The sequence below is a fragment of the Pseudescherichia vulneris genome, assembly GCF_902164725.1.
Lineage (GTDB): Bacteria > Pseudomonadota > Gammaproteobacteria > Enterobacterales > Enterobacteriaceae > Pseudescherichia > Pseudescherichia vulneris.
The window spans coordinates 1,809,762-1,827,997 of sequence record NZ_LR607338.1; the positions used below are offsets into that span (position 1 = coordinate 1,809,762).

General features: G+C 59.5%; 19 protein-coding genes and 1 riboswitch. Of the genes, 9 read left to right on the forward strand and 10 right to left on the reverse strand.

All coding sequences use genetic code 11. The features are described from left to right. On the reverse strand, positions 1-403 hold a 403-nt coding region (locus FN633_RS07660), incomplete at its 3' end, for a phosphoethanolamine transferase domain-containing protein (RefSeq protein ID WP_154058857.1). Between the two features lie 93 nt (positions 404-496). After that, positions 497-1,405 (reverse strand): uridine diphosphate-N-acetylglucosamine-binding protein YvcK, encoded by a 909-nt coding sequence (gene yvcK / locus FN633_RS07665; protein ID WP_154057306.1) that lies wholly within the window; start codon positions 1,403-1,405, stop codon positions 497-499. A 216-nt stretch (positions 1,406-1,621) separates the two neighbouring features. Continuing rightward, positions 1,622-1,754, forward strand: a riboswitch (molybdenum cofactor riboswitch). Between yvcK and moaA the strand changes: the two genes are divergently transcribed. From moaA to FN633_RS07695, 6 genes are all read left to right on the forward strand, one after another. Next, the gene (moaA, locus tag FN633_RS07670) at positions 1,742-2,731 is read left to right on the forward strand and encodes a GTP 3',8-cyclase MoaA (RefSeq protein WP_154057307.1); all 990 of its coding nucleotides are present in this window, start codon (positions 1,742-1,744) and stop codon (positions 2,729-2,731) included. Its footprint overlaps the riboswitch before it by 13 nt. A 20-nt stretch (positions 2,732-2,751) precedes the next feature. After that, complete coding sequence (gene moaB / locus FN633_RS07675) at positions 2,752-3,264, forward strand: molybdenum cofactor biosynthesis protein B (protein ID WP_154057308.1); 513 nt, start codon at positions 2,752-2,754, stop codon at positions 3,262-3,264. A gap of 3 nt (positions 3,265-3,267) precedes the next feature. Next, entirely contained in the window at positions 3,268-3,753 is a 486-nt protein-coding gene (gene moaC, locus FN633_RS07680) for a cyclic pyranopterin monophosphate synthase MoaC (protein WP_154057309.1), read from the forward strand. Then, the gene (moaD, locus tag FN633_RS07685) at positions 3,746-3,991 is read left to right on the forward strand and encodes a molybdopterin synthase sulfur carrier subunit (RefSeq protein ID WP_154057310.1); all 246 of its coding nucleotides are present in this window, start codon (positions 3,746-3,748) and stop codon (positions 3,989-3,991) included. The genes moaC and moaD overlap by 8 nt, the downstream gene beginning before the upstream one ends. A 1-nt stretch (position 3,992) precedes the next feature. Further along, positions 3,993-4,445 carry a molybdopterin synthase catalytic subunit MoaE gene (moaE, locus tag FN633_RS07690; protein ID WP_042392256.1) on the forward strand — a complete coding sequence of 151 codons (453 nt, stop codon included), beginning with the start codon at positions 3,993-3,995 and terminating at the stop codon, positions 4,443-4,445. 58 nt (positions 4,446-4,503) lie between these two features. Then, a complete protein-coding gene (locus FN633_RS07695; protein ID WP_154057311.1) occupies positions 4,504-5,208 on the forward strand; it encodes a Bax inhibitor-1/YccA family protein in 705 nt (234 codons plus the stop codon). A 62-nt stretch (positions 5,209-5,270) separates the two neighbouring features. On the opposite strand, the gene FN633_RS07700 is transcribed toward FN633_RS07695, so the two are convergent. Genes FN633_RS07700 through FN633_RS07710 form a run of 3 tightly spaced genes read right to left on the reverse strand, consistent with a single transcriptional unit; the run spans position 5,271 to position 8,238 of the window. Further along, a complete protein-coding gene (locus tag FN633_RS07700; RefSeq protein WP_154057312.1) occupies positions 5,271-6,233 on the reverse strand; it encodes a lysylphosphatidylglycerol synthase domain-containing protein in 963 nt (320 codons plus the stop codon). Beyond that, a complete protein-coding gene (clsB, locus tag FN633_RS07705) occupies positions 6,233-7,480 on the reverse strand; it encodes a cardiolipin synthase ClsB (protein WP_154057313.1) in 1,248 nt (415 codons plus the stop codon). The genes FN633_RS07700 and clsB overlap by 1 nt, the downstream gene beginning before the upstream one ends. After that, positions 7,477-8,238 (reverse strand): endonuclease/exonuclease/phosphatase family protein, encoded by a 762-nt coding sequence (locus FN633_RS07710; protein ID WP_042392263.1) that lies wholly within the window; start codon positions 8,236-8,238, stop codon positions 7,477-7,479. Before FN633_RS07710 ends, clsB begins: the two co-directional genes overlap by 4 nt. A 133-nt stretch (positions 8,239-8,371) precedes the next feature. Between FN633_RS07710 and FN633_RS07715 the strand changes: the two genes are divergently transcribed. Beyond that, a complete protein-coding gene (locus FN633_RS07715; protein ID WP_154057314.1) occupies positions 8,372-8,782 on the forward strand; it encodes a YbhQ family protein in 411 nt (136 codons plus the stop codon). Here the strand turns inward: FN633_RS07715 and FN633_RS07720 are convergent. From FN633_RS07720 to cecR, 5 genes are read right to left on the reverse strand one after another with little or no spacing between them, the layout of a single operon-like run. Further along, positions 8,744-9,850 carry an ABC transporter permease gene (locus FN633_RS07720; RefSeq protein ID WP_154057315.1) on the reverse strand — a complete coding sequence of 369 codons (1,107 nt, stop codon included), beginning with the start codon at positions 9,848-9,850 and terminating at the stop codon, positions 8,744-8,746. The genes FN633_RS07715 and FN633_RS07720 overlap by 39 nt on opposite strands. A 9-nt stretch (positions 9,851-9,859) precedes the next feature. Continuing rightward, the gene (locus tag FN633_RS07725; protein ID WP_154057316.1) at positions 9,860-10,993 is read right to left on the reverse strand and encodes an ABC transporter permease; all 1,134 of its coding nucleotides are present in this window, start codon (positions 10,991-10,993) and stop codon (positions 9,860-9,862) included. Continuing rightward, positions 10,983-12,722, reverse strand: a complete 1,740-nt coding sequence (locus tag FN633_RS07730) for an ATP-binding cassette domain-containing protein (RefSeq protein ID WP_154057317.1) — start codon at positions 12,720-12,722, stop codon at positions 10,983-10,985. Before FN633_RS07730 ends, FN633_RS07725 begins: the two co-directional genes overlap by 11 nt. Beyond that, positions 12,715-13,710, reverse strand: a complete 996-nt coding sequence (gene hlyD / locus FN633_RS07735) for a secretion protein HlyD (RefSeq protein WP_154057318.1) — start codon at positions 13,708-13,710, stop codon at positions 12,715-12,717. Before hlyD ends, FN633_RS07730 begins: the two co-directional genes overlap by 8 nt. After that, on the reverse strand, positions 13,707-14,384 hold the full coding sequence (cecR, locus tag FN633_RS07740; protein WP_042392273.1) for a transcriptional regulator CecR: 678 nt from the start codon (positions 14,382-14,384) through the stop codon (positions 13,707-13,709). The genes hlyD and cecR overlap by 4 nt, the downstream gene beginning before the upstream one ends. 231 nt (positions 14,385-14,615) lie before the next feature. Between cecR and rhlE the strand changes: the two genes are divergently transcribed. Together rhlE and dinG are read left to right on the forward strand one after the other, a co-directional pair. Continuing rightward, positions 14,616-15,983, forward strand: coding sequence for an ATP-dependent RNA helicase RhlE (rhlE, locus tag FN633_RS07745; protein ID WP_042392274.1), 1,368 nt, complete (start codon positions 14,616-14,618; stop codon positions 15,981-15,983). Between the two features lie 99 nt (positions 15,984-16,082). Beyond that, complete coding sequence (gene dinG, locus FN633_RS07750; RefSeq protein ID WP_154057319.1) at positions 16,083-18,227, forward strand: ATP-dependent DNA helicase DinG; 2,145 nt, start codon at positions 16,083-16,085, stop codon at positions 18,225-18,227. Positions 18,228-18,236 lie beyond the last annotated feature (9 nt).

Sequence of the window (18,236 nt, forward strand, 5' to 3'; positions counted from 1 at the left end):
TCAGCACCCCGGAGATCCCTATGGTCAGCAGCAGCTGGGGCGTGAGTAAAGCAAAACTCTCGGCCGGGGTAGTGTCAAGAATGCTGGCAATCATCGTACGGTCGATAATCACGCCGTAGGTCCAGATAAAGTACTGGGTTGCCGCGCAGAGCAAAATAAACAGGCAGACCAGCAGTCGATCCAGCCAGATAAACGAGGCCAGGGTGGTCAGAATATTGATCACGCAGAAGGCAACGATCGGCATTGATAAGAACACTGCCAGCGACCGCGCCGAATTTACCGGCAGCAGAGTATAGACCTGATGATAAAAAACGATGTTCAGCGCAACGGCGATATAAAACGAGAACAGGAGGGTAAAGGTCATGCGCCCTAAGGCTGGCCTGTAGAACGGGAACATACGCATACATAACTTCCTGAAAAGAGTATGCTGCGTATGTTCACAGAAGAGGGTTAAGGCAACCTTAAGTTGTTCAGAAAACTCTGGAAGGGTTAAAGGTCAGCCCAGCCGCTGGACGGCCTGCTCCAGCGCGACGCGTAGCAGATGACGATCGTGATGATGGGGAACATCGATGGCCTCAAGTACCTCTTGCACCACAATGCGGTCGCTGAGCGCTGCCGTTTCCGCATCAGGCCCGACCACGACGGCATCCACAATCCGTTTGCCGACGCGCTGCTCCAGCAGGGACAGCTTGGCGGGCAGATCCATCCGCGCCGCCTCGGCGCTCTGTTCTCTGCCTAAATTGTCGATATAGACCACCGGGGCAGGGGTACGGCGCAGCGCCTGGGCCAGATCGCCAAGCAGCACCAGCGGCATCAGGCTGGTGTAAAAGCTGCCGGGGCCAATCAGGATCAGATCCGCTTCGGCAATCGCCTCTATCGCTTCACGGGTGGCGGGCACGGATGGGAAGAGCATCAGCTCCTGAATGGGCGTTGTCAGCCCGTCGACGTTCACCTCGCCGTAGACCGTGTGCCCCTCGCTGTCGATAGCCATCAGATCCACCGGCTGCTCCGACATGGGGATCAGGAACGCATCTACCTTAAGCAGGTTACGAATTAAATTGATCGCCTCCAGAGGCCGGACGCTAAGGTGATCCAACGCCTTTAGCATCAGATTTCCGAGGTTATGCCCGGAAAGCTCGCCATTACCGGTAAAACGGTACTCAAACATCGACGAGGCGACGCTCTGCTCGGTAATTAACTGATTCAAACAGTTACGCATATCGCCCCAGGCGATGCCGCCCTCGGCGCGACGAATACGCCCGGTTGACCCGCCGTTATCGGTGGTGGTGACGATCCCCGTCAGCCTCGAACCCAGCGACCCCAGCGAGGACATAACGCGCCCCAGGCCGTGTCCGCCGCCAAGGGCAACGACCCGGTCAAGATCCGCAAGCGTACGACTACGCATAACTCTTCCTTAATGGCTAAAAAACTGCGCTACGTTAACCTAAATACTCCTTAAAGACGATGCCCCAAGCGGGTGAAAATGATGCATATCAAGGCAAGAGGGTGATTTTCACGTATTCTGTAACGAAAATGCACGATTAGGTCGCTATATACCAATTTATATAGCGATAGGCGGGGATGGCGAAAATCACGTTATCGCGCTACTATCGCTACTTATAGCGTTACAACACACTCTAGCCTCTGCGTCTACGTCCCTGGATATGATGCTTTGGCCGTGGCAACTGCCACCAGGGTGCAGGAAGAAATGACTGCATCTCCCGTATTTGGAAAGGTGTACATGGCCTCACAGCTTACCGATGCATTCGCGCGTAAGTTCTATTACCTGCGTCTGTCTATTACCGACGTGTGCAATTTTCGTTGCACCTACTGCCTGCCCGATGGCTACAAGCCGGGCGGGGTAACCAACAAAAGCTTTCTGACCCTCGATGAAATTCGGCGGGTGACCCGCGCCTTTTCCGCGCTCGGCACCGAGAAGGTGCGGCTGACGGGTGGGGAGCCCTCGCTGCGCCGCGACTTTACCGACATCATCGCTGCAGTGCGGGAAAACGCTGCTATCCGCCAGCTGGCGGTGACCACTAACGGTTACCGCCTGGCGCGGGACGTGGCCAACTGGCGCGACGCCGGGCTGACCGCAATCAACGTCAGCATTGACAGCCTCGATGCCCGCCAGTTTCACGCCATCACCGGGCAGGATAAGTTCCACCAGGTGATGCAGGGTATCGATGCCGCTTTCGAGGCGGGCTTCGAGAAGGTTAAGGTCAATACCGTGCTAATGCGCGACGTTAACCACCATCAGCTTGATACTTTCCTGGCATGGATCCAGTCCCGTCCCATCCAGCTACGCTTTATTGAGCTGATGGAGACCGGTGAGGGGAGCGATCTGTTCCGCAAGCACCACCTCTCCGGCATGGTGCTGCGCGATGAGCTGCTGCGTCGCGGCTGGATCCAGAAGCTGCGCGGCCGCAGCGACGGCCCGGCGCAGGTCTTTTGCCACCCGGACTACACCGGGGAGATCGGCCTGATCATGCCCTACGAGAAAGACTTCTGCGCCAGCTGTAACCGCCTGCGCGTCTCGTCGGTGGGCAAGCTGCATCTCTGCCTGTTTGGCGACGGTGGCGTGAGCCTGCGCGATCTGCTGGCGGAAGATATCCAGCAGGCGGAGCTGGAGGCACGCATCGCCGCTGCGCTAACGCATAAGAAGCAGACCCACTTCCTGCATCAGGGCAATACCGGCATCACGCAAAACCTTTCCTATATCGGCGGATAAACCTTACAAGGAGACAGTTTATGAGTCAGGCCAGCGCAGAGTTTATCCCGGCAAGTATTGCCGTGCTGACCGTTTCCAGCCGTCGCGGCGAAGAGGAGGATACCTCCGGACACTTCTTGCGCGACGCGGCCCATGAGGCCGGTCATCAGGTGGTGGCAAAAGCCATCGTCAAAGAGAACCGCTACGCCATTCGCGCTCAGGTTTCGGCGTGGATCGCCAGCGACGAGGTGCAGGTTATTGTGATCAACGGCGGCACGGGCTTTACCGCCGGGGACCAGACGCCAGAGGCGCTGCTCCCGCTTTTCGATCGTGAAATCGAAGGGTTTGGCGAGGTGTTCCGCATGCTCTCCTTTGAAGAGATCGGCACCGCCACGCTGCAGTCCCGCGCGGTGGCTGGCATCGCCAACAACACGCTGATCTTTGCTATGCCCGGCTCGACCAAAGCCTGCCGTACCGCATGGGAGAATATCATCGCGCCGCAGCTCGACGCGCGCACCCGCCCGTGCAATTTCCATCCTCATTTAAAGAAATAAGCGATGTCTCAACTGACCCACATTAACGCCGCGGGCGAAGCGCACATGGTTGACGTCTCAGCAAAAGCAGAGACCGTGCGTGAAGCGCAGGCAGAAGCCTTTGTCACCATGCTCCCTGAGACGCTGGCGATGATTATCGACGGCAGCCACCACAAGGGCGATGTCTTTGCCACCGCGCGTATTGCCGGTATCCAGGCGGCGAAACGCACCTGGGAGCTGATCCCCCTTTGCCATCCACTGATGCTCAGCAAGGTCGAGGTGAATCTTGAGGCGCAGCCGGAGCAGAGTCGGGTGCGTATTACGACCCTGTGCCGTCTGACCGGGAAAACCGGCGTCGAGATGGAAGCGCTGACGGCGGCCTCGGTGGCGGCGCTGACCATCTATGACATGTGTAAAGCGGTACAGAAAGATATAGTGATTGGCCCGGTTCGCCTGCTGGCGAAGAGCGGCGGTAAATCCGGTGATTTTAGGGCGGATAACGATGATTAAAGTGCTTTTTTTTGCCCAGGTACGAGAGCTGGTGGGCTGCGATAGCCTGACGCTGGAGAGTGAGTTTCAAAGCGTTGAAGCCCTGCGTCAGGAACTGGCCGCCCGAGGCGACCGCTGGGCGCTGGCGCTGGAAGAGGGCCGTCTGCTGGCGGCAGTCAACCAGACCCTGGTGAGCTTTGACCATCCGGTGGTGAGCGGCGATGAAGTCGCGCTCTTCCCGCCGGTCACCGGAGGTTAAGATGAGCGAGACGCGCATTCGCGTAGGTCACGATCCCTTTAGCGTCGGTGAGGAGTACACCTGGCTGGCGGAACGCGATGAAGACGGGGCGGTGGTGACCTTCACCGGCAAAGTGCGTAACCACAATCTTGGCGACAGCGTGCGCGCCCTGACGCTGGAGCACTACCCGGGCATGACCGAGAAAACGCTGGCAGATATTGTTCAGCAGGCCCGCGACCGCTGGCCGCTGGGCCGCATCACGGTGGTCCACCGTATCGGCGAGCTGTGGCCGGGGGATGAGATTGTCTTCGTCGGCGTCACCAGCGTGCATCGCGGTAGTGCTTTTGCCGCCGGGGAGTATATTATGGACTACCTGAAGACCCGCGCCCCCTTCTGGAAGCGAGAGGCGACGGAGGAGGGCGATCGGTGGGTCGAGGCGCGGGAGAGCGACCAGCAGGCGGCGAAGCGCTGGTAAGCCGCTTTTCCCCGGATGTGTTACCCTTAGAAGCGTGTTCACTTAACAGGAGTTAATCATGGACCGATTCCCACGATCCGATTCAATTGTCCAGGCCCGCAGCGGGCTGCAAACCTACATGGCCCAGGTCTACGGCTGGATGACCTGCGGACTGTTCCTGACGGCGTTTATCGCCTGGTTCGCGGCCAACACCCCCGCGGTGATGATGTTTGTCTTCTCCAGCAAAATCACCTTCTTTGGCCTGATTATCGCTCAGCTGGCGCTGGTGTTTGTTCTCTCCGGGCTGGTGCACAAGCTTAGCGCGGCGATGGCGACCACGCTGTTTATGCTCTATTCGGCGCTAACCGGCCTGACCCTCGCCAGTATCTTTGTGGTCTACACCTACTCCTCCATCGCCAGCACCTTTGTGGTGACCGGCGGTATGTTCGGTGCCATGAGCCTCTACGGCTACACCACCAAGCGCGACCTGAGCGGCTTCGGCAATATGCTGTTTATGGCGCTGATTGGTATTGTACTGGCCTCGCTGGTCAACTTCTGGCTGAAGAGCGAGACGCTGATGTGGATAGTGACCTACATCGGGGTGATTGTCTTCGTTGGCCTGACGGCCTATGACACGCAGAAGCTCAAGCGTATCGGCGAGCAGATCGACGTAAGTGACAGCGGCAACCTGCGTAAATATGCCATCCTCGGTGCGCTGACGCTCTATCTGGACTTTATCAACCTGTTCCTGATGCTGCTGCGGATTTTCGGCAACCGTCGTTAACATCAGTTTGCATTATCATTTGTAGCCCCGGTAAGCGTAGCGCCACCGGGGATTACATTCCTCTATTTCTGCATCGCCGCTTCGTTCTTCGCCCGCAGCTTTTTCGCCCGACTCTCCAACACCAGATAGCACACCAGCGCCAGCATCAGCGGCAGGAAGTAGTAGAGCATGCGATAGGCAAGCAGGGCGGCGATGATCTTGCCGTGAGAGACGTGCTCTCCGGCCAGCAGAGCGATAAACACCGCCTCCAGCACGCCAATCCCCGCCGGGATATGGATAATGACCCCGGCAATACTGCTCACCAGCAGCACGCCCAGTACGAAGAAGTAGTTCACCTCCTGGCCCAGCAGCAGCCAGATAATCGCCCCCATCGCCATCCAGTTAGCGCTGGAGATCACCATCTGCGCGAGGGCAAATTTAAACGACGGCAGCACCAGCTTCTGGCCCTTCACCGTCATATGCCGACGTTTGGCAAAGGCGCAGAACCAGAGGTAGGCGGCGATCATCAGCAGCAGCACGACGCCAACGATACGCAGCGTGCCCTCGTCGATATACCAGTGTGAGGGCAGCTGAACGATGCCGAAGGAGAAGATGATCCCGCCCAGAAGGATGTAGCCCAGCCAGTTGGTAGTAATGCTTAACGAGAAGATCCGGGTGATAGTGCTGCTGGGCAGGCCGAGGCGAGAGTAGAGGCGATAGCGCATGCCAATTCCGCCTACCCAGGTGCTGAGGGTCAGGTTAAAGGCGTAGCAGACAAACGATACCAGCATCACCTGACGCGCCGCCAACTTGTGCCCGCAGTAGGCGCGGGCCAGCAGGTCATAGCAGCCGTAGAGCAGATAGCTCACCACCACCAGCGCAACGGAGATCAGCAGCGGCGTGCGGTTGTAGTTGCGGATTACGTTCCACACGTCGCCCCAGTCTACCGTACGGGCATACACCACCAGCAGCACCGTTACGGCAATAAAGAAGACCCAGGTCAGGATTTTTTTTGCCAGCCGCCAGCGCGGATGTGATTTGCTCATCAGGGATTAACCTCTCTGCTTTCCGTATCAACGCGATCCTGCGTCTCCATTTCCGGCTGAACCGGAGGCTTTACCAGTGAAAGCTTAGGCGTATGAGCAGGCAGCCAGCCCACCATGGCCGGGAATTTTCGCAGGAAGTGGAACACCACCACGCTTTTTGCCAGGTTCCACCAGGTGCGTTTCGGCACCATAGTTTCATCAACCCGCACGCAGTCGTTCTGCAAAATGCCGTTCAGGTTGTCGCGTAGGGTCTGGTTAAAGGCACGGTCATGAATAATCAGGTTGGCCTCCAGGTTAAGCGACAGGCTGAGGGGATCAAGGTTGCTGGAGCCCACGGTGGCCCAGTGATCGTCCATCACTGCCACTTTGCCGTGCAGCGGACGGCGACGGTACTCATACACCTGCACGCCACCCTTCACCAGGTAGTTGTAGAGCAGGCGCGCACCCACGGTAACAATAGGCATGTCCGGCTCGCCCTGAACAATCAGCTTTACCGTTACGCCGCGACGCGCAGCATTACGCATTGCATGCAGCAGGCGGTAGCCGGGGAAGAAGTAAGCGTTGGCAATGATCACTTCGCGTTTAGCATTGGCCAGCATCTTGAGATAGTGGCGCTCAATGTCATCCGCATGATCGTCATTATCGCGCCAGACAAACAGCGCCTGCGCCTCGCCGGGCTTGCGGTTATCCGGTGCCTGGTGACGACGGCGCTGCCGCCACCAGCGGCGGGTCTGGGCGTGCTCCGGCAGGTTCTCCAGTTCGAATTGAAGGATATCCTCAACCACCGGGCCTTCAACCCGCACGGCGTAATCCTGCTTGGCCTCTGGGCCGTAGTCGCTCATGTGCTCGGCGGAGTAGTTAATGCCGCCGACAAACGCCACGGTACTGTCTATCACCACAATCTTACGGTGCATCCGGCGGAACACGTTGGTGCGCATCCCTAACAGCGGCGGGCGCGGATCGTAGTAGCGGAACACCACGCCAGCGGCGGTGAGCTGGCCGACGAACTCATCGCTGAGATCGGGCGAGCCGTAGCCGTCCAGCAGCACCTCAATATTGACGCCGCGCTGGGCGGCCCGCAGCAGCACCGCGTGCAGCTTCTTGCCTACATCATCTTCGAACCAGATAAAGGTTTCCAGGATCACCTTACGCTGTGCATTATCGATTGCCTTGAACACAGCCGGGTAGTATTCATCACCGTTCTCCAGCAGCTGGATGCGGTTTCCTTCTCGCCATCCGCATTTCATAAATGAATCTCCGCACTCAGTGGGGCATGATCGGACAAATGACGCCAGTTACGCAGCGGCAGCGCCGTAGGGGCGCTGGCGTTGGCGTTCTTAACGTAAATACGGTCAAGACGCAGCAGCGGCAGGCTGACCGGAAACGTACGCGCCGGTCGGCCCTTTGCCCGGGTAAAGATCTCTTCCAGGCCCGCCTGTTTCTTCAACGGGTAGTTTGCTTTGACCCGCCAGTCGTTAAAGTCGCCCGCCACCAGCACCGGCTCGCCTTCTGGGAAAGAGTTAACCCATTCCGCCAGCATGGTAAGCTGGGCCTGGCGATGCGCCTCGCGTAAGCCCAGATGGACGCAGATAACGTGAATCGGGCGGTTAAGCTGCGGCGGCACAATACGACAGTAGAGCAGACCGCGTTTTTCGCTGCCGTCGACAGAGACGTCGCGGTTCTCATAGTGCACTATCGGATAGCGAGAGAGCACCGCATTGCCGTGATGCCCTTCAGGATAGACGGCGTTACGTCCGTAAGCGAAGTCGCTCCACATCGTATCGGCCAGAAATTCATAGTGGGTGGTATCGGGCCAGTTTTCCACATGCAGCGGATGCACCTCGTGTGCGCCCATCACCTCTTGCAGACAGACAATATCCGCGCCGACGGTACGAACCGCGTCGCGTAGCTCTGGTAAAATAAAGCGTTTGTTAAACGCGGTGAAACCCTTGTGCGTGTTAATCGTAAGAACTTTTAAAGAGAATGGCCGATTCTGTTCTGTCATCTTGTATCCCGCCAGTGACGCTGTCCTGTTGGAAATAAAGTGTAGTATCTGTCACAAAAAGATGCGGCCTTACGGATTTTTCCGTAAAGTCCGGTACTCTCAATAACAGATAAAATTCTTCAGGAGAAAATCCATGAAGTGGCAACAGCGTATTCGTGTGGCTACCGGCCTCGGTTGCTGGCAGATTGTGTCGCATTTCATCGTCGTGGCGGCGCTGGTAATGGGCTGGATGAGCGGGGCGCTGGTGCGCGTCGGCGTGAGCCTGTGCGTGGTTTACGGCGTCACGGTGCTGCTGATGCTGGCTCTGCAACGTCATCATGACGGGCGCTGGCGTGAGGTCGGCGATTTTCTTGAGGAGCTGACTACCTCCTGGTATTTCGGGACCTCTATCATTGCCCTGTGGCTGCTCTCCCGCGTGCTGCACAACGATCTGCTGCTCGCGCCGGTAGGGCTGGCGATCCTTGCCGGGCCAGCGGTGCTCTCCCTGCTGACCAAAGATAAGACGCTACGCAACGTTCCGCCTGAACATCGCGTAGGCCACTGATCCCGTCGTGGCCGCAATAACCAGCAGCGGCCACAGGCTTCCCCAGACAATATCCAGACTCGCGTCCTTGAGATAGATCTGCTTGGTGATATCAGTGAAGTGGCGAATCGGGTTAATCCATGTCAGATGCTGTAGCCAGACCGGCATATTCTCTACCGGCGACACATAGCCGGAGAGCAGGATCGCCGGCATCATAAAGACAAACACGCCGATAAACGCCTGCTGCTGCGTAGCGCAGAGCGCGGAGATCAGCAGGCCAAAGCCCACCAGCGACAGTCCGTAGATCAGCATGGTGAAATAGAAGAGTATCAGCGATCCGGCGAAGGGGATCTGGTAGGCCCAGATGCCTATCCCGAGCACGATGCTGGCCTGGAAGGTGGCGACGATCAGGGCCGGAACCGCCTTGCCGACAAAAATCTGCCAGGTGGCGAGGGGGGAAACCAGCAGCTGATCCAGCGTACCCTGTTCCCGCTCGCGGGCTACCGACAGCGAGGTGACAATCATCACGCCGATGGTGGTGATCATGGCGATCAGCGACGGCACCACGAACCACTTATAGTCGAGATTGGGGTTATACCAGTTACGTACCACCAGCTCGCTGTTGTTGGGCTTCGTTTTTCCCGCCATCAGCTCCTGCTGATACTCTTTGACCACCTGCTGAAGATAGTTGGCGGCAATCTGCGCACTGTTGGAGTTACGCCCGTCGAGCAGCAGCTGCATCGGCGCGGGCTGGAAGGTATCGAGATTACGCGAGAAGTCCGCCGGGAAGCGCACCAGCAGCAGCGCCTTTTGCGTATCGAGGGTAGGCCGGATATCCTGCGGGCTGTGTAGCAGCAGGACATGGGTAAAGGCTTTGGCGCGGGCAAAGCGCTGGGTCAGCTCCACCGAATGTCTGCCGCTGTCTTCGCTATAGATGGCGATGGTGGCGTTGGTGACCTCAAGGGTGGCGGCAAAGGGAAACAGCAGCACCTGGATCAGCACCGGCACAATCAGGATCGCCCGCGTCTGCGGCTCCCGCAGCAGGGATTGCAGCTCTTTGCGAATCAGCGTCCATAAGCGGTGAAACATATGCACTCCTTAATCCAATCGCCGTTTGGTTTTCAGCCATGTCAGGCCGATAAACATCACCGCCGACGCCAGCAAAAACAGCGTATTCACAATCAGCACCACCGGGATATTGCCCGCCAGAAACAGGCTTTGCAGCGTGCTGACGAAATAGCGGGCCGGAATAATCCACGTCACCGCGCGGATCACCGCCGGCATGCTGTCGATCTGAAAGATAAAGCCTGACAGCATAATCGACGGCAGAAACGCCGCATTGAGCGCCACCTGCGCGGCGTTAAACTGGTTGCGGGTCACGGTGGAGATAAGCAGCCCCATCCCCAGGGTGCTGAGCAAAAACAGGCTGCTGATTAAAAACAGCAGGATCAGCGAGCCACGGTAGGGCACGCCGAGGATAAACACCGAGACCAGCATGCAGAGCAGCATCGCCAGCATGCCGAGGAAGTAGTAGGGGATCAGCTTGCAGAGCAGCAGCTCGACGCGGGTCACCTCCGTCGAGAGCAGGGCCTCCATGGTGCCGCGCTCCCACTCGCGGGCGATCACCAGCGAGGTCAGGATGGCCCCGATCACCGTCATGATGATGGTTACCGCGCCGGGGATAATAAAGTGCTGGCTGATGGCGGCGGGGTTAAACCAGTAGCGGGTCTGGACGTCGATCAGCGGCTCAAACGTTTCGCCCCGATCCTCCGCCCGCTGCATCTGCCACAGCTGCCAGATCCCCTCTGCATAGCCCTGTACGAAGTTAGCGGTGTTCGGCTCGCTGCCGTCGGTAATCACCTGAATGGGCGCATCAACGCCAGGGCGCGCCATGTTGGCAGCGAAATCTACCGGGATCACCACCATGCCGCGTATGCGTCCGGCCTGCATTTTGGCAATCAATTCCTGACGGCTGTCGCTAATGGTGGCATCGATATAGGGCGAGCCGGTCATGGCGTGGGCGAAGTCCAGTGCCTCTTCGCTGCGCTGCTCCAGCAGGATCCCCACCCGCAGACGGCTGGAGTCGAGATTAATGCCGTAGCCGAAGATAAACAGCAGCAGGAGAGGGATCAGCACGGCAATCAGCCAGCTGCTGGGGTCGCGCACGATCTGCCGCGTCTCTTTGATGCACAGAGCGCGGACCCGCCGCCATGACACTGCGCTAGTGCTCATCGGCATGCTCCTTATCCCAGCTGTTGATCAGGCGAATAAACGCCTGCTCCATGGTCGGGTCCGCCTGTTCATCGTCCGCGGCCTGGGCTTTCAGATCGTCCGGCGTGCCGTGGGCGATCAGCTTCCCGCGATAGACCAGCCCGATGCGGTCGCAATACTCCGCCTCATCCATAAAGTGGGTGGTGACCATCACGGTGACGCCTTTCTCTACCATGCTGTTGATATGTAGCCAGAACTCGCGGCGGGTGAGGGGATCGACGCCAGACGTTGGCTCATCGAGAAACAGGATGTCCGGCTCGTGCATCAGCGAGCAGGCCAACGCCAGCCGCTGCTTGAAGCCCAGCGGCAGCGCGTCGGTGGCGTGGGAGGCGATGCTGGTCAGGCTGAAGGCCTCGCTCATGCGGGCGATCTTCTCGTTCTGCGCCCGCCCGCGCAGGCCGTAGACCCCGGAGAAGAAGCGCAGGTTCTGCTCCACGGTGAGGTTGCCGTAGAGAGAGAACTTCTGCGCCATATAGCCCAGCCGCTGGCGGGCTTTGCCGGAGCTGACCTTCAGATCCATGCCCAGCACCAGCGCCTTACCGGCGGTAGGAACCAGCAGGCCGCACATCATCTTAAAGGTGGTGGATTTGCCTGCACCGTTTGGCCCCAGCAGGCCGAAGATCTCTCCGCGCTTCACGGCAAAATCGACGTTATCGGTCGCCGCAAAGTCGCCAAATTTTTTGGTCAGCGATTTTGCCTCAATCACCGTCTCCTCCGGCGATCCCTCCACGGTATGCAGGATCGCGCCGAGAGGCGACTCCTGAGTTCCCGCCCCGCCAAGCAGGTCGATAAATGCATCTTCAAAGCGCGGCGTGGTTTCAGCTATCTCAATCTCCGGCATCCCCTCCGCGCGGCGAATATCCTCTGCGCTGGCCTCTTTCTTGAGGATCAGGCGCACCGAGCGGCCCTGGATCATGCCGTCGCTCACCTGGGGCAGCCGCAGCACCCGCCGCAGCAGCCTGCGGTTGGTCTCCTGCGGGCTGTGCAGCAGAAAGCTGCGTCCGGCCATGCTCTGGGTCAGCGTGGTGGGCTGGCCCTGATACAGCAGCTCCCCTTCGTTGAGCAGCAGCACGTCGCGGCACTGCTCGGCTTCATCAAGATAGGAGGTGCTCCAGAGGATCAGCATCCCTTCGCCCGCCAATTCGTGCACCATCTGCCACAGCTCGCGGCGGGAGATCGGATCCACGCCGACGCCGGGCTCATCCAGCAACAGCACTTTCGGTTCGCCCACCAGAGTACAGGCCAGGCCCAGCTTCTGCTTCATCCCGCCGGAGAGCTTGCCCGCCAGCCGGTTGGTAAAGGGGCCGAGGGCGGTAAATTCCAGCAGCCGGGCGAAGGTTTTCTGCCGCGTGTCACCCACCACGCTGCGCAGATCGGCATACAGGGTCAGGTTCTCCATCACCGTCAGATCTTCGTACAGGCCGAACTTCTGCGGCATATAGCCCAGCGAGGCGTGCAGGGCGCGATCGTCTTTTATGGGATCGAGACCCAGCACGCTGGCGCTACCCGCATCGGGCTTGAGTAGCCCGGCAAGCATGCGCATCAGCGTGGTTTTACCCGCCCCGTCAGGGCCGACCAGCCCGGTTACGTACCCGCTCTGGATGGTACAGGTGAGGGGCGCGACGGCGGGCTTGTCCATGCCAGCAAAGCGTTTTACCAGGCCATTAAGCCGGATCGCCGTGTCACTCATTGCGCTGCCCATCGTTAAATCGAACGGTGATCGGCATCCCCTGGCGCAGGGCATCGTCGGCGTCAGTAACAATGATGCGCAGGCGATAGACCAGATCGGTACGCAGATCCGGCGTTTCGACGGTTTTCGGCGTGAACTCGGCGGTAGGGGAGACGAAGCCTACCTTGCCATGATACGGCCTGTCCGGGCGACCATCGGTATAGAGCAGCAGTTCGCTGCCGGGTTTCGCCCGGCCCAGATTAGGTTCATCTATATAGGCACGCACCCATACCGGGCGGGTCAGCGACAGGGTCAGCACGGTGCTGCCTGCATTGAGCATGCTGCCTGGCTCTACGGCGCGGGTCATCAGCGTGCCATCGGCGGGAGCGACCAGGGTCGTATCATGCAGATCCAGTTCGGCCTGGGCCAGCTGGGCCTGAGCCTGTTCGAGACTGGCCTTCGCCTGGGCGATATCCTGCGGGCGATTGCCGGTGCGGTACTGGCTCAGCTTATCCTCGGCGGATTTCAGCGTCGCTCGGGCCTGATCCCGGGACGAGCGAGCGTTTTCCAGATCGTTGGCGGAAATGGTGCGGCTTTTCCACAGCCCCTGTTGGCGGGCGTAGAAGTTCTGCGCGTAGTCGTAAGCGGCTTTGGCCTGCCGAACCGCCGCCTCGGTCTGGGCAATCTCCTCGTCGCGATAGCCCGCCTGCATCAGGTCGTACTGCGCCTGGGCGACGGCAACGCTGGCGTTGGCCTGCATCAGCGCATTTTCATAGGGCGCTCTGTCCAGCGTTCCCAATACCTGACCGGCTTTAATCGCATCCCCTTCATCGACGGCAAGGGATGCCAGGCGACCGCCGACGCGAAAGCTCATATTGACCGTGCGGATATCGACGTTGCCGTAGAGGGTCAAGCCACGATCCTGCTGGCTCTGATACCACAGCCAGCCGCCGACGGCAGCAGCGATGACAACAACCACCGCCAGCAGGGCGATGACGGGTTTTTTCATGGCTTCAGGCTCCTTTGCGTTAGGCCAAGCAGGATCAGATCAAGATGGCAGGCGATAACCTCATTAATCTGCGCGACGCTATTCTCATCAAACTCTGTCCAGCCGGTGCGGAGCAAAATGGTCTCCCGGCCCAGACGGAAGGCGAGCACCTCGCCCAGCAGGGCATGGGTATGCAAAATGGTCTGCGTATCCGCGGGATCGCGGCCGGTATAGGCGGCGATAAGTTCGGTCAGGTGGGTATGCATCGGCGCGATGACCCGATCGTGAACCCGTTGATAGGCCGCAGTGGGAGAGAGCTGTTCCCGGGAGATAAATTTGCTCAGGCTCAGCGTATCGTCCTGGGTCAGGAGCTGGATCATATTGCCGCAGGCGTTAAGGATCAGCTGGCGGATGGCGTCCCGATCCGGCTCGGGGGCGCTAAGCAGCGCGGCGGCGGCCTCCACCAGCGGCTGAAACTGGCTTCCGATAAAGTCGGCGATCCAGTCGGCGCAGGCGAGATAGAGATCCTCTTTCGACCCAAAGTAGTAGGGAATTGCCGCGATGTTCTGCCCAGCCTGCGCGGCGATGTCGCGGGTCGTAGCGTGCAGGCCGTATTCACCAAACTGGGCCAGGGCGGCGGCAATCAGCTGACGCTTCGCGTTTTCACCTTTTGTTGTGGTCGGGATAGTATTCATAGCGTCGTAAAAATTAATCAATCGATTGATTAATATTATGTCGGTTTTTTGAACATGTCCACGCAGCCGGAGAATTATTTTGTTAATGAATGGACGCGGGATATTTTATGCGCCACATCACAAAAGCTGCTACACTGCGCCTCTTCATGACACTGTGGTTTTTGTCATCTGTTTCGTTACCTATCTCCCTGAAAACTACACCTGAAACGGTCGGGGCGGTTCGGAGTTGTTATGTCTTTTGAAGCACTGGGTTTAGACCCTGAGATCCTGCGCGCCGTTGCCGAGCAGGGCTACCGCGAACCTACCCCTATCCAGCAGCAGGCGATCCCCGCCGTGCTGCAGGGGCGCGACCTGATGGCCAGCGCCCAGACCGGTACCGGTAAAACCGCTGGCTTTACCCTGCCACTGTTGCAGCGTCTTATTTCCAGCGAACCCCATGCCAAAGGCCGTCGCCCGGTGCGGGCGCTGATCCTCACCCCGACCCGCGAGCTGGCGGCTCAGGTGGGTGAGAACGTGCGGGAGTACAGTCAGTACCTCAACGTGCGTTCGCTGGTGGTTTTCGGTGGCGTTAGTATTAACCCACAGATGATGAAGCTGCGCGGCGGCGTTGACGTGCTGGTCGCTACCCCAGGCCGTCTGCTGGATCTGGAGCACCAGAACGCCGTTAAGCTCGACGGCATTGAGATCCTGGTGCTGGACGAAGCTGACCGCATGCTCGACATGGGCTTTATCCACGATATTCGCCGCGTACTGGCGAAGCTGCCGGCCAAGCGTCAGAACCTGCTCTTCTCCGCGACCTTCTCGGACGAGATCAAAACCCTGGCGGAGAAGCTGCTGCATAACCCGCTGGAGATTGAAGTGGCGCGTCGCAACACCGCCTCCGAGCAGGTTACTCAGCATGTGCACTTCGTTGATAAGAAACGCAAGCGCGAGCTGCTGTCGCAGATGATCGGCGAGGGCAACTGGCAGCAGGTGCTGGTCTTTACCCGCACCAAGCACGGTGCCAACCACCTGGCAGAGCAGCTGAATAAAGACGGTATCCGCAGCGCCGCGATCCACGGTAACAAGAGCCAGGGCGCACGTACCCGGGCCTTGGACGATTTTAAATCCGGCGACATCCGCGTGCTGGTAGCGACCGATATTGCTGCCCGTGGTCTGGATATTGAAGAGCTGCCGCACGTCGTTAACTACGAGCTGCCGAACGTGCCGGAAGACTACGTGCACCGCATCGGTCGTACCGGTCGTGCCGCGGCTACCGGCGAAGCGCTGTCTCTGGTCTGCGTCGACGAGCACAAGCTGCTGCGCGACATCGAGCGCCTGCTGAAAAAAGAGATCCCACGCATTGCTCTGCCGGGCTATGAGCCGGACGCCTCTATCAAAGCTGAGCCGATCCAAAACGGTCGCCAGCAGCGTGGCGGCGGCGGTGGCGGTGGACGCGGGCAGGGCGGCGGCCGTGGCCAGCAGCAGCCGCGCCGTAGCGAAGGTCGCAGCGAAGGCGGTGCGCCGAAATCAAGCCAGCCGCGCCGCAGCGGCGATGCGAAACCCGCCGGGGAGCAGGCGCGCCGTCGCCGTCCGCGCAAGCCAGCGGCATCGCAGTAATAATCCTGAAGCCCGGCCGCAAAGCCGGGCTTTTCTTTTGCGGCATGCCGACGATCGTGAGACAATAGTGGCTGTTTATACAGTATTTCAGGTCTCCCGATGGCTCTTTCCGCCGCGCTGAAAGCGCAGATTGCCGCCTGGTATAAGGCGCTACAGCAACAGATCCCCGACTTTATTCCGCGTGCACCGCAGCGGCAGATGATCGCTGACGTCGCCAAAACCCTGGCTGGGGAAGAGGGGCGGCATCTGGCCATTGAGGCGCCCACCGGCGTCGGTAAGACCCTCTCCTATCTTATTCCCGGCATCGCCATCGCGCGCGAAGAGCAGAAGACGCTGGTGATCAGCACCGCCAACGTGGCGTTGCAGGATCAGATCTTCAGCAAAGATCTGCCCCTGCTGAAGAAGATCATCCCCGATCTGCGCTTTACCGCCGCCTTTGGCCGCGGGCGCTACGTCTGTCCGCGCAACCTGACGGCCCTTGCCAGCAGCGAGGCCACCCAGCAGGATCTGCTGGCCTTTCTCGACGACGAGCTGACGCCGAACAGCAAAGAGGAGCAGCAGCGCTGCGCCAAACTCAAGGCCGATCTCGACAGTTACCGCTGGGACGGCCTGCGCGATCATACCGATCAGAACATCGAAGATAACCTGTGGCGGCGACTCAGCACCGACAAGGCCAGCTGCCTGAACCGTAACTGCCACTACTACCGCGAGTGCCCATTTTTTGTCGCCCGCCGGGAGGTGCAGGAGGTCGAGGTGGTGGTGGCTAACCACGCCTTAGTCATGGCGGCAATGGAGTCAGAGGCGGTGCTGCCGGAGCCAAAGAACCTGCTGCTGGTGCTGGATGAGGGCCACCATCTGCCGGACGTCGCCCGCGATGCGCTGGAGATGAGCGCCGAGATCACCGCCCCCTGGTATCGACTCCAGCTCGATCTCTTTACCAAGCTGGTGGCGACCTGCATGGAGCAGTTTCGTCCGAAGACCACGCCACCGCTGGCGCTGCCGGAGCGGCTCAACGCCCACTGCGAGGAGCTGTATGAGCTTATCGCCTCGCTGAATGCCATTCTCGGGCTCTATATGCCCGCCGGTACGGAGGCCGAGCACCGCTTTGCCATGGGCGAGCTGCCTGACGAGGTCATGGAGATCTGCCTGCGGCTGGCGAAGCTGACCGAGATGCTGCGCGGGCTGGCTGAGCTGTTCCTAAACGATCTCAGTGAAAAGACCGGCCAGCACGATATTGTCCGCCTGCACCGGGTCATCTTGCAGATGAACCGCGCCCTGGGCATGTTCGAGAGCCAGAGCAAGCTGTGGCGGCTGGCCTCGATGGCTCAGGCGTCGGGCGCACCGGTGACTAAGTGGGCCACCCGCGAGCTGGTTGAGGGTCAGATGCACCTCTTCTTCCACTGCGTTGGCATTCGCGTCAGCGACCAGCTGGAGAAGCTGCTGTGGCGCAGCGTGCCGCATATCGTCGTCACCTCGGCCACCTTACGCTCTCTGAATAGCTTCTCCCGTTTACAGGAGATGAGCGGCCTGAAAGAGAAAGCCGGGGATCGCTTCGTGTCCCTCGACTCGCCCTTCAATCACATTGAGCAGGGCAGGCTTGTGATCCCGCAGATGCGCTACGAGCCGCTAATGGAGCACGAAGAGAAGCACATCGCCGAGATGGCGGCCTACTTCCGCGAGCAGGTCGAGAAAAAAGAGCATCCCGGCATGCTGGTGCTGTTTGCCAGCAACCGCGCGATGCAGCTCTTTCTGACCTTTGTGACCGATCTGCGCCTGATGCTGCTGGTGCAGGGGGATCAGCCGCGTTACCGTCTGGTGGAGCTGCACCGCAAGCGCATCGACGAGGGCGGACGCAGCGTGCTAGTGGGGCTCCAGTCGTTTGCCGAGGGGCTGGATCTCAAAGGGGACTACCTGACCCAGGTGCACATCCACAAGATCGCCTTCCCCCCCATCGACAGCCCGGTGGTGATCACCGAAGGCGAGTGGCTGAAGAGCCTCAACCGCTACCCGTTTGAGGTGCAGAGCCTGCCGAGCGCCTCCTTTAACCTTATCCAGCAGGTGGGACGGCTGATCCGTAGCCACAGCTGCCGGGGTGAAGTGGTGATCTACGACCGACGGCTGCTCTCGAAAAGCTATGGAAAACGGCTGCTCGACGCCCTGCCTGTTTTTCCTATTTCCCAACCGGACGTGCCTGACGTTATAGTAAAAAGTAAACCAAAACAGAATCGTCGTCGGCGACGCTGACCATCACCT

Coding starts and splice junctions, on each gene's coding strand:
- moaC (WP_154057309.1), top strand. CDS start 3,268: ATGTCTCAACTGACCCACATTAACGCCGCGGGCGAAGCGCACATGGTT.
- moaB (WP_154057308.1), top strand. CDS start 2,752: ATGAGTCAGGCCAGCGCAGAGTTTATCCCGGCAAGTATTGCCGTGCTG.
- moaE (WP_042392256.1), top strand. CDS start 3,993: ATGAGCGAGACGCGCATTCGCGTAGGTCACGATCCCTTTAGCGTCGGT.
- moaA (WP_154057307.1), top strand. CDS start 1,742: ATGGCCTCACAGCTTACCGATGCATTCGCGCGTAAGTTCTATTACCTG.
- FN633_RS07720 (WP_154057315.1), bottom strand. CDS start 9,850: ATGTTTCACCGCTTATGGACGCTGATTCGCAAAGAGCTGCAATCCCTG.
- FN633_RS07695 (WP_154057311.1), top strand. CDS start 4,504: ATGGACCGATTCCCACGATCCGATTCAATTGTCCAGGCCCGCAGCGGG.
- dinG (WP_154057319.1), top strand. CDS start 16,083: ATGGCTCTTTCCGCCGCGCTGAAAGCGCAGATTGCCGCCTGGTATAAG.
- rhlE (WP_042392274.1), top strand. CDS start 14,616: ATGTCTTTTGAAGCACTGGGTTTAGACCCTGAGATCCTGCGCGCCGTT.
- FN633_RS07700 (WP_154057312.1), bottom strand. CDS start 6,233: ATGAGCAAATCACATCCGCGCTGGCGGCTGGCAAAAAAAATCCTGACC.
- FN633_RS07730 (WP_154057317.1), bottom strand. CDS start 12,722: ATGAGTGACACGGCGATCCGGCTTAATGGCCTGGTAAAACGCTTTGCT.
- FN633_RS07725 (WP_154057316.1), bottom strand. CDS start 10,993: ATGAGCACTAGCGCAGTGTCATGGCGGCGGGTCCGCGCTCTGTGCATC.
- yvcK (WP_154057306.1), bottom strand. CDS start 1,405: ATGCGTAGTCGTACGCTTGCGGATCTTGACCGGGTCGTTGCCCTTGGC.
- clsB (WP_154057313.1), bottom strand. CDS start 7,480: ATGAAATGCGGATGGCGAGAAGGAAACCGCATCCAGCTGCTGGAGAAC.
- FN633_RS07710 (WP_042392263.1), bottom strand. CDS start 8,238: ATGACAGAACAGAATCGGCCATTCTCTTTAAAAGTTCTTACGATTAAC.
- FN633_RS07715 (WP_154057314.1), top strand. CDS start 8,372: ATGAAGTGGCAACAGCGTATTCGTGTGGCTACCGGCCTCGGTTGCTGG.
- moaD (WP_154057310.1), top strand. CDS start 3,746: ATGATTAAAGTGCTTTTTTTTGCCCAGGTACGAGAGCTGGTGGGCTGC.
- cecR (WP_042392273.1), bottom strand. CDS start 14,384: ATGAATACTATCCCGACCACAACAAAAGGTGAAAACGCGAAGCGTCAG.
- hlyD (WP_154057318.1), bottom strand. CDS start 13,710: ATGAAAAAACCCGTCATCGCCCTGCTGGCGGTGGTTGTTGTCATCGCT.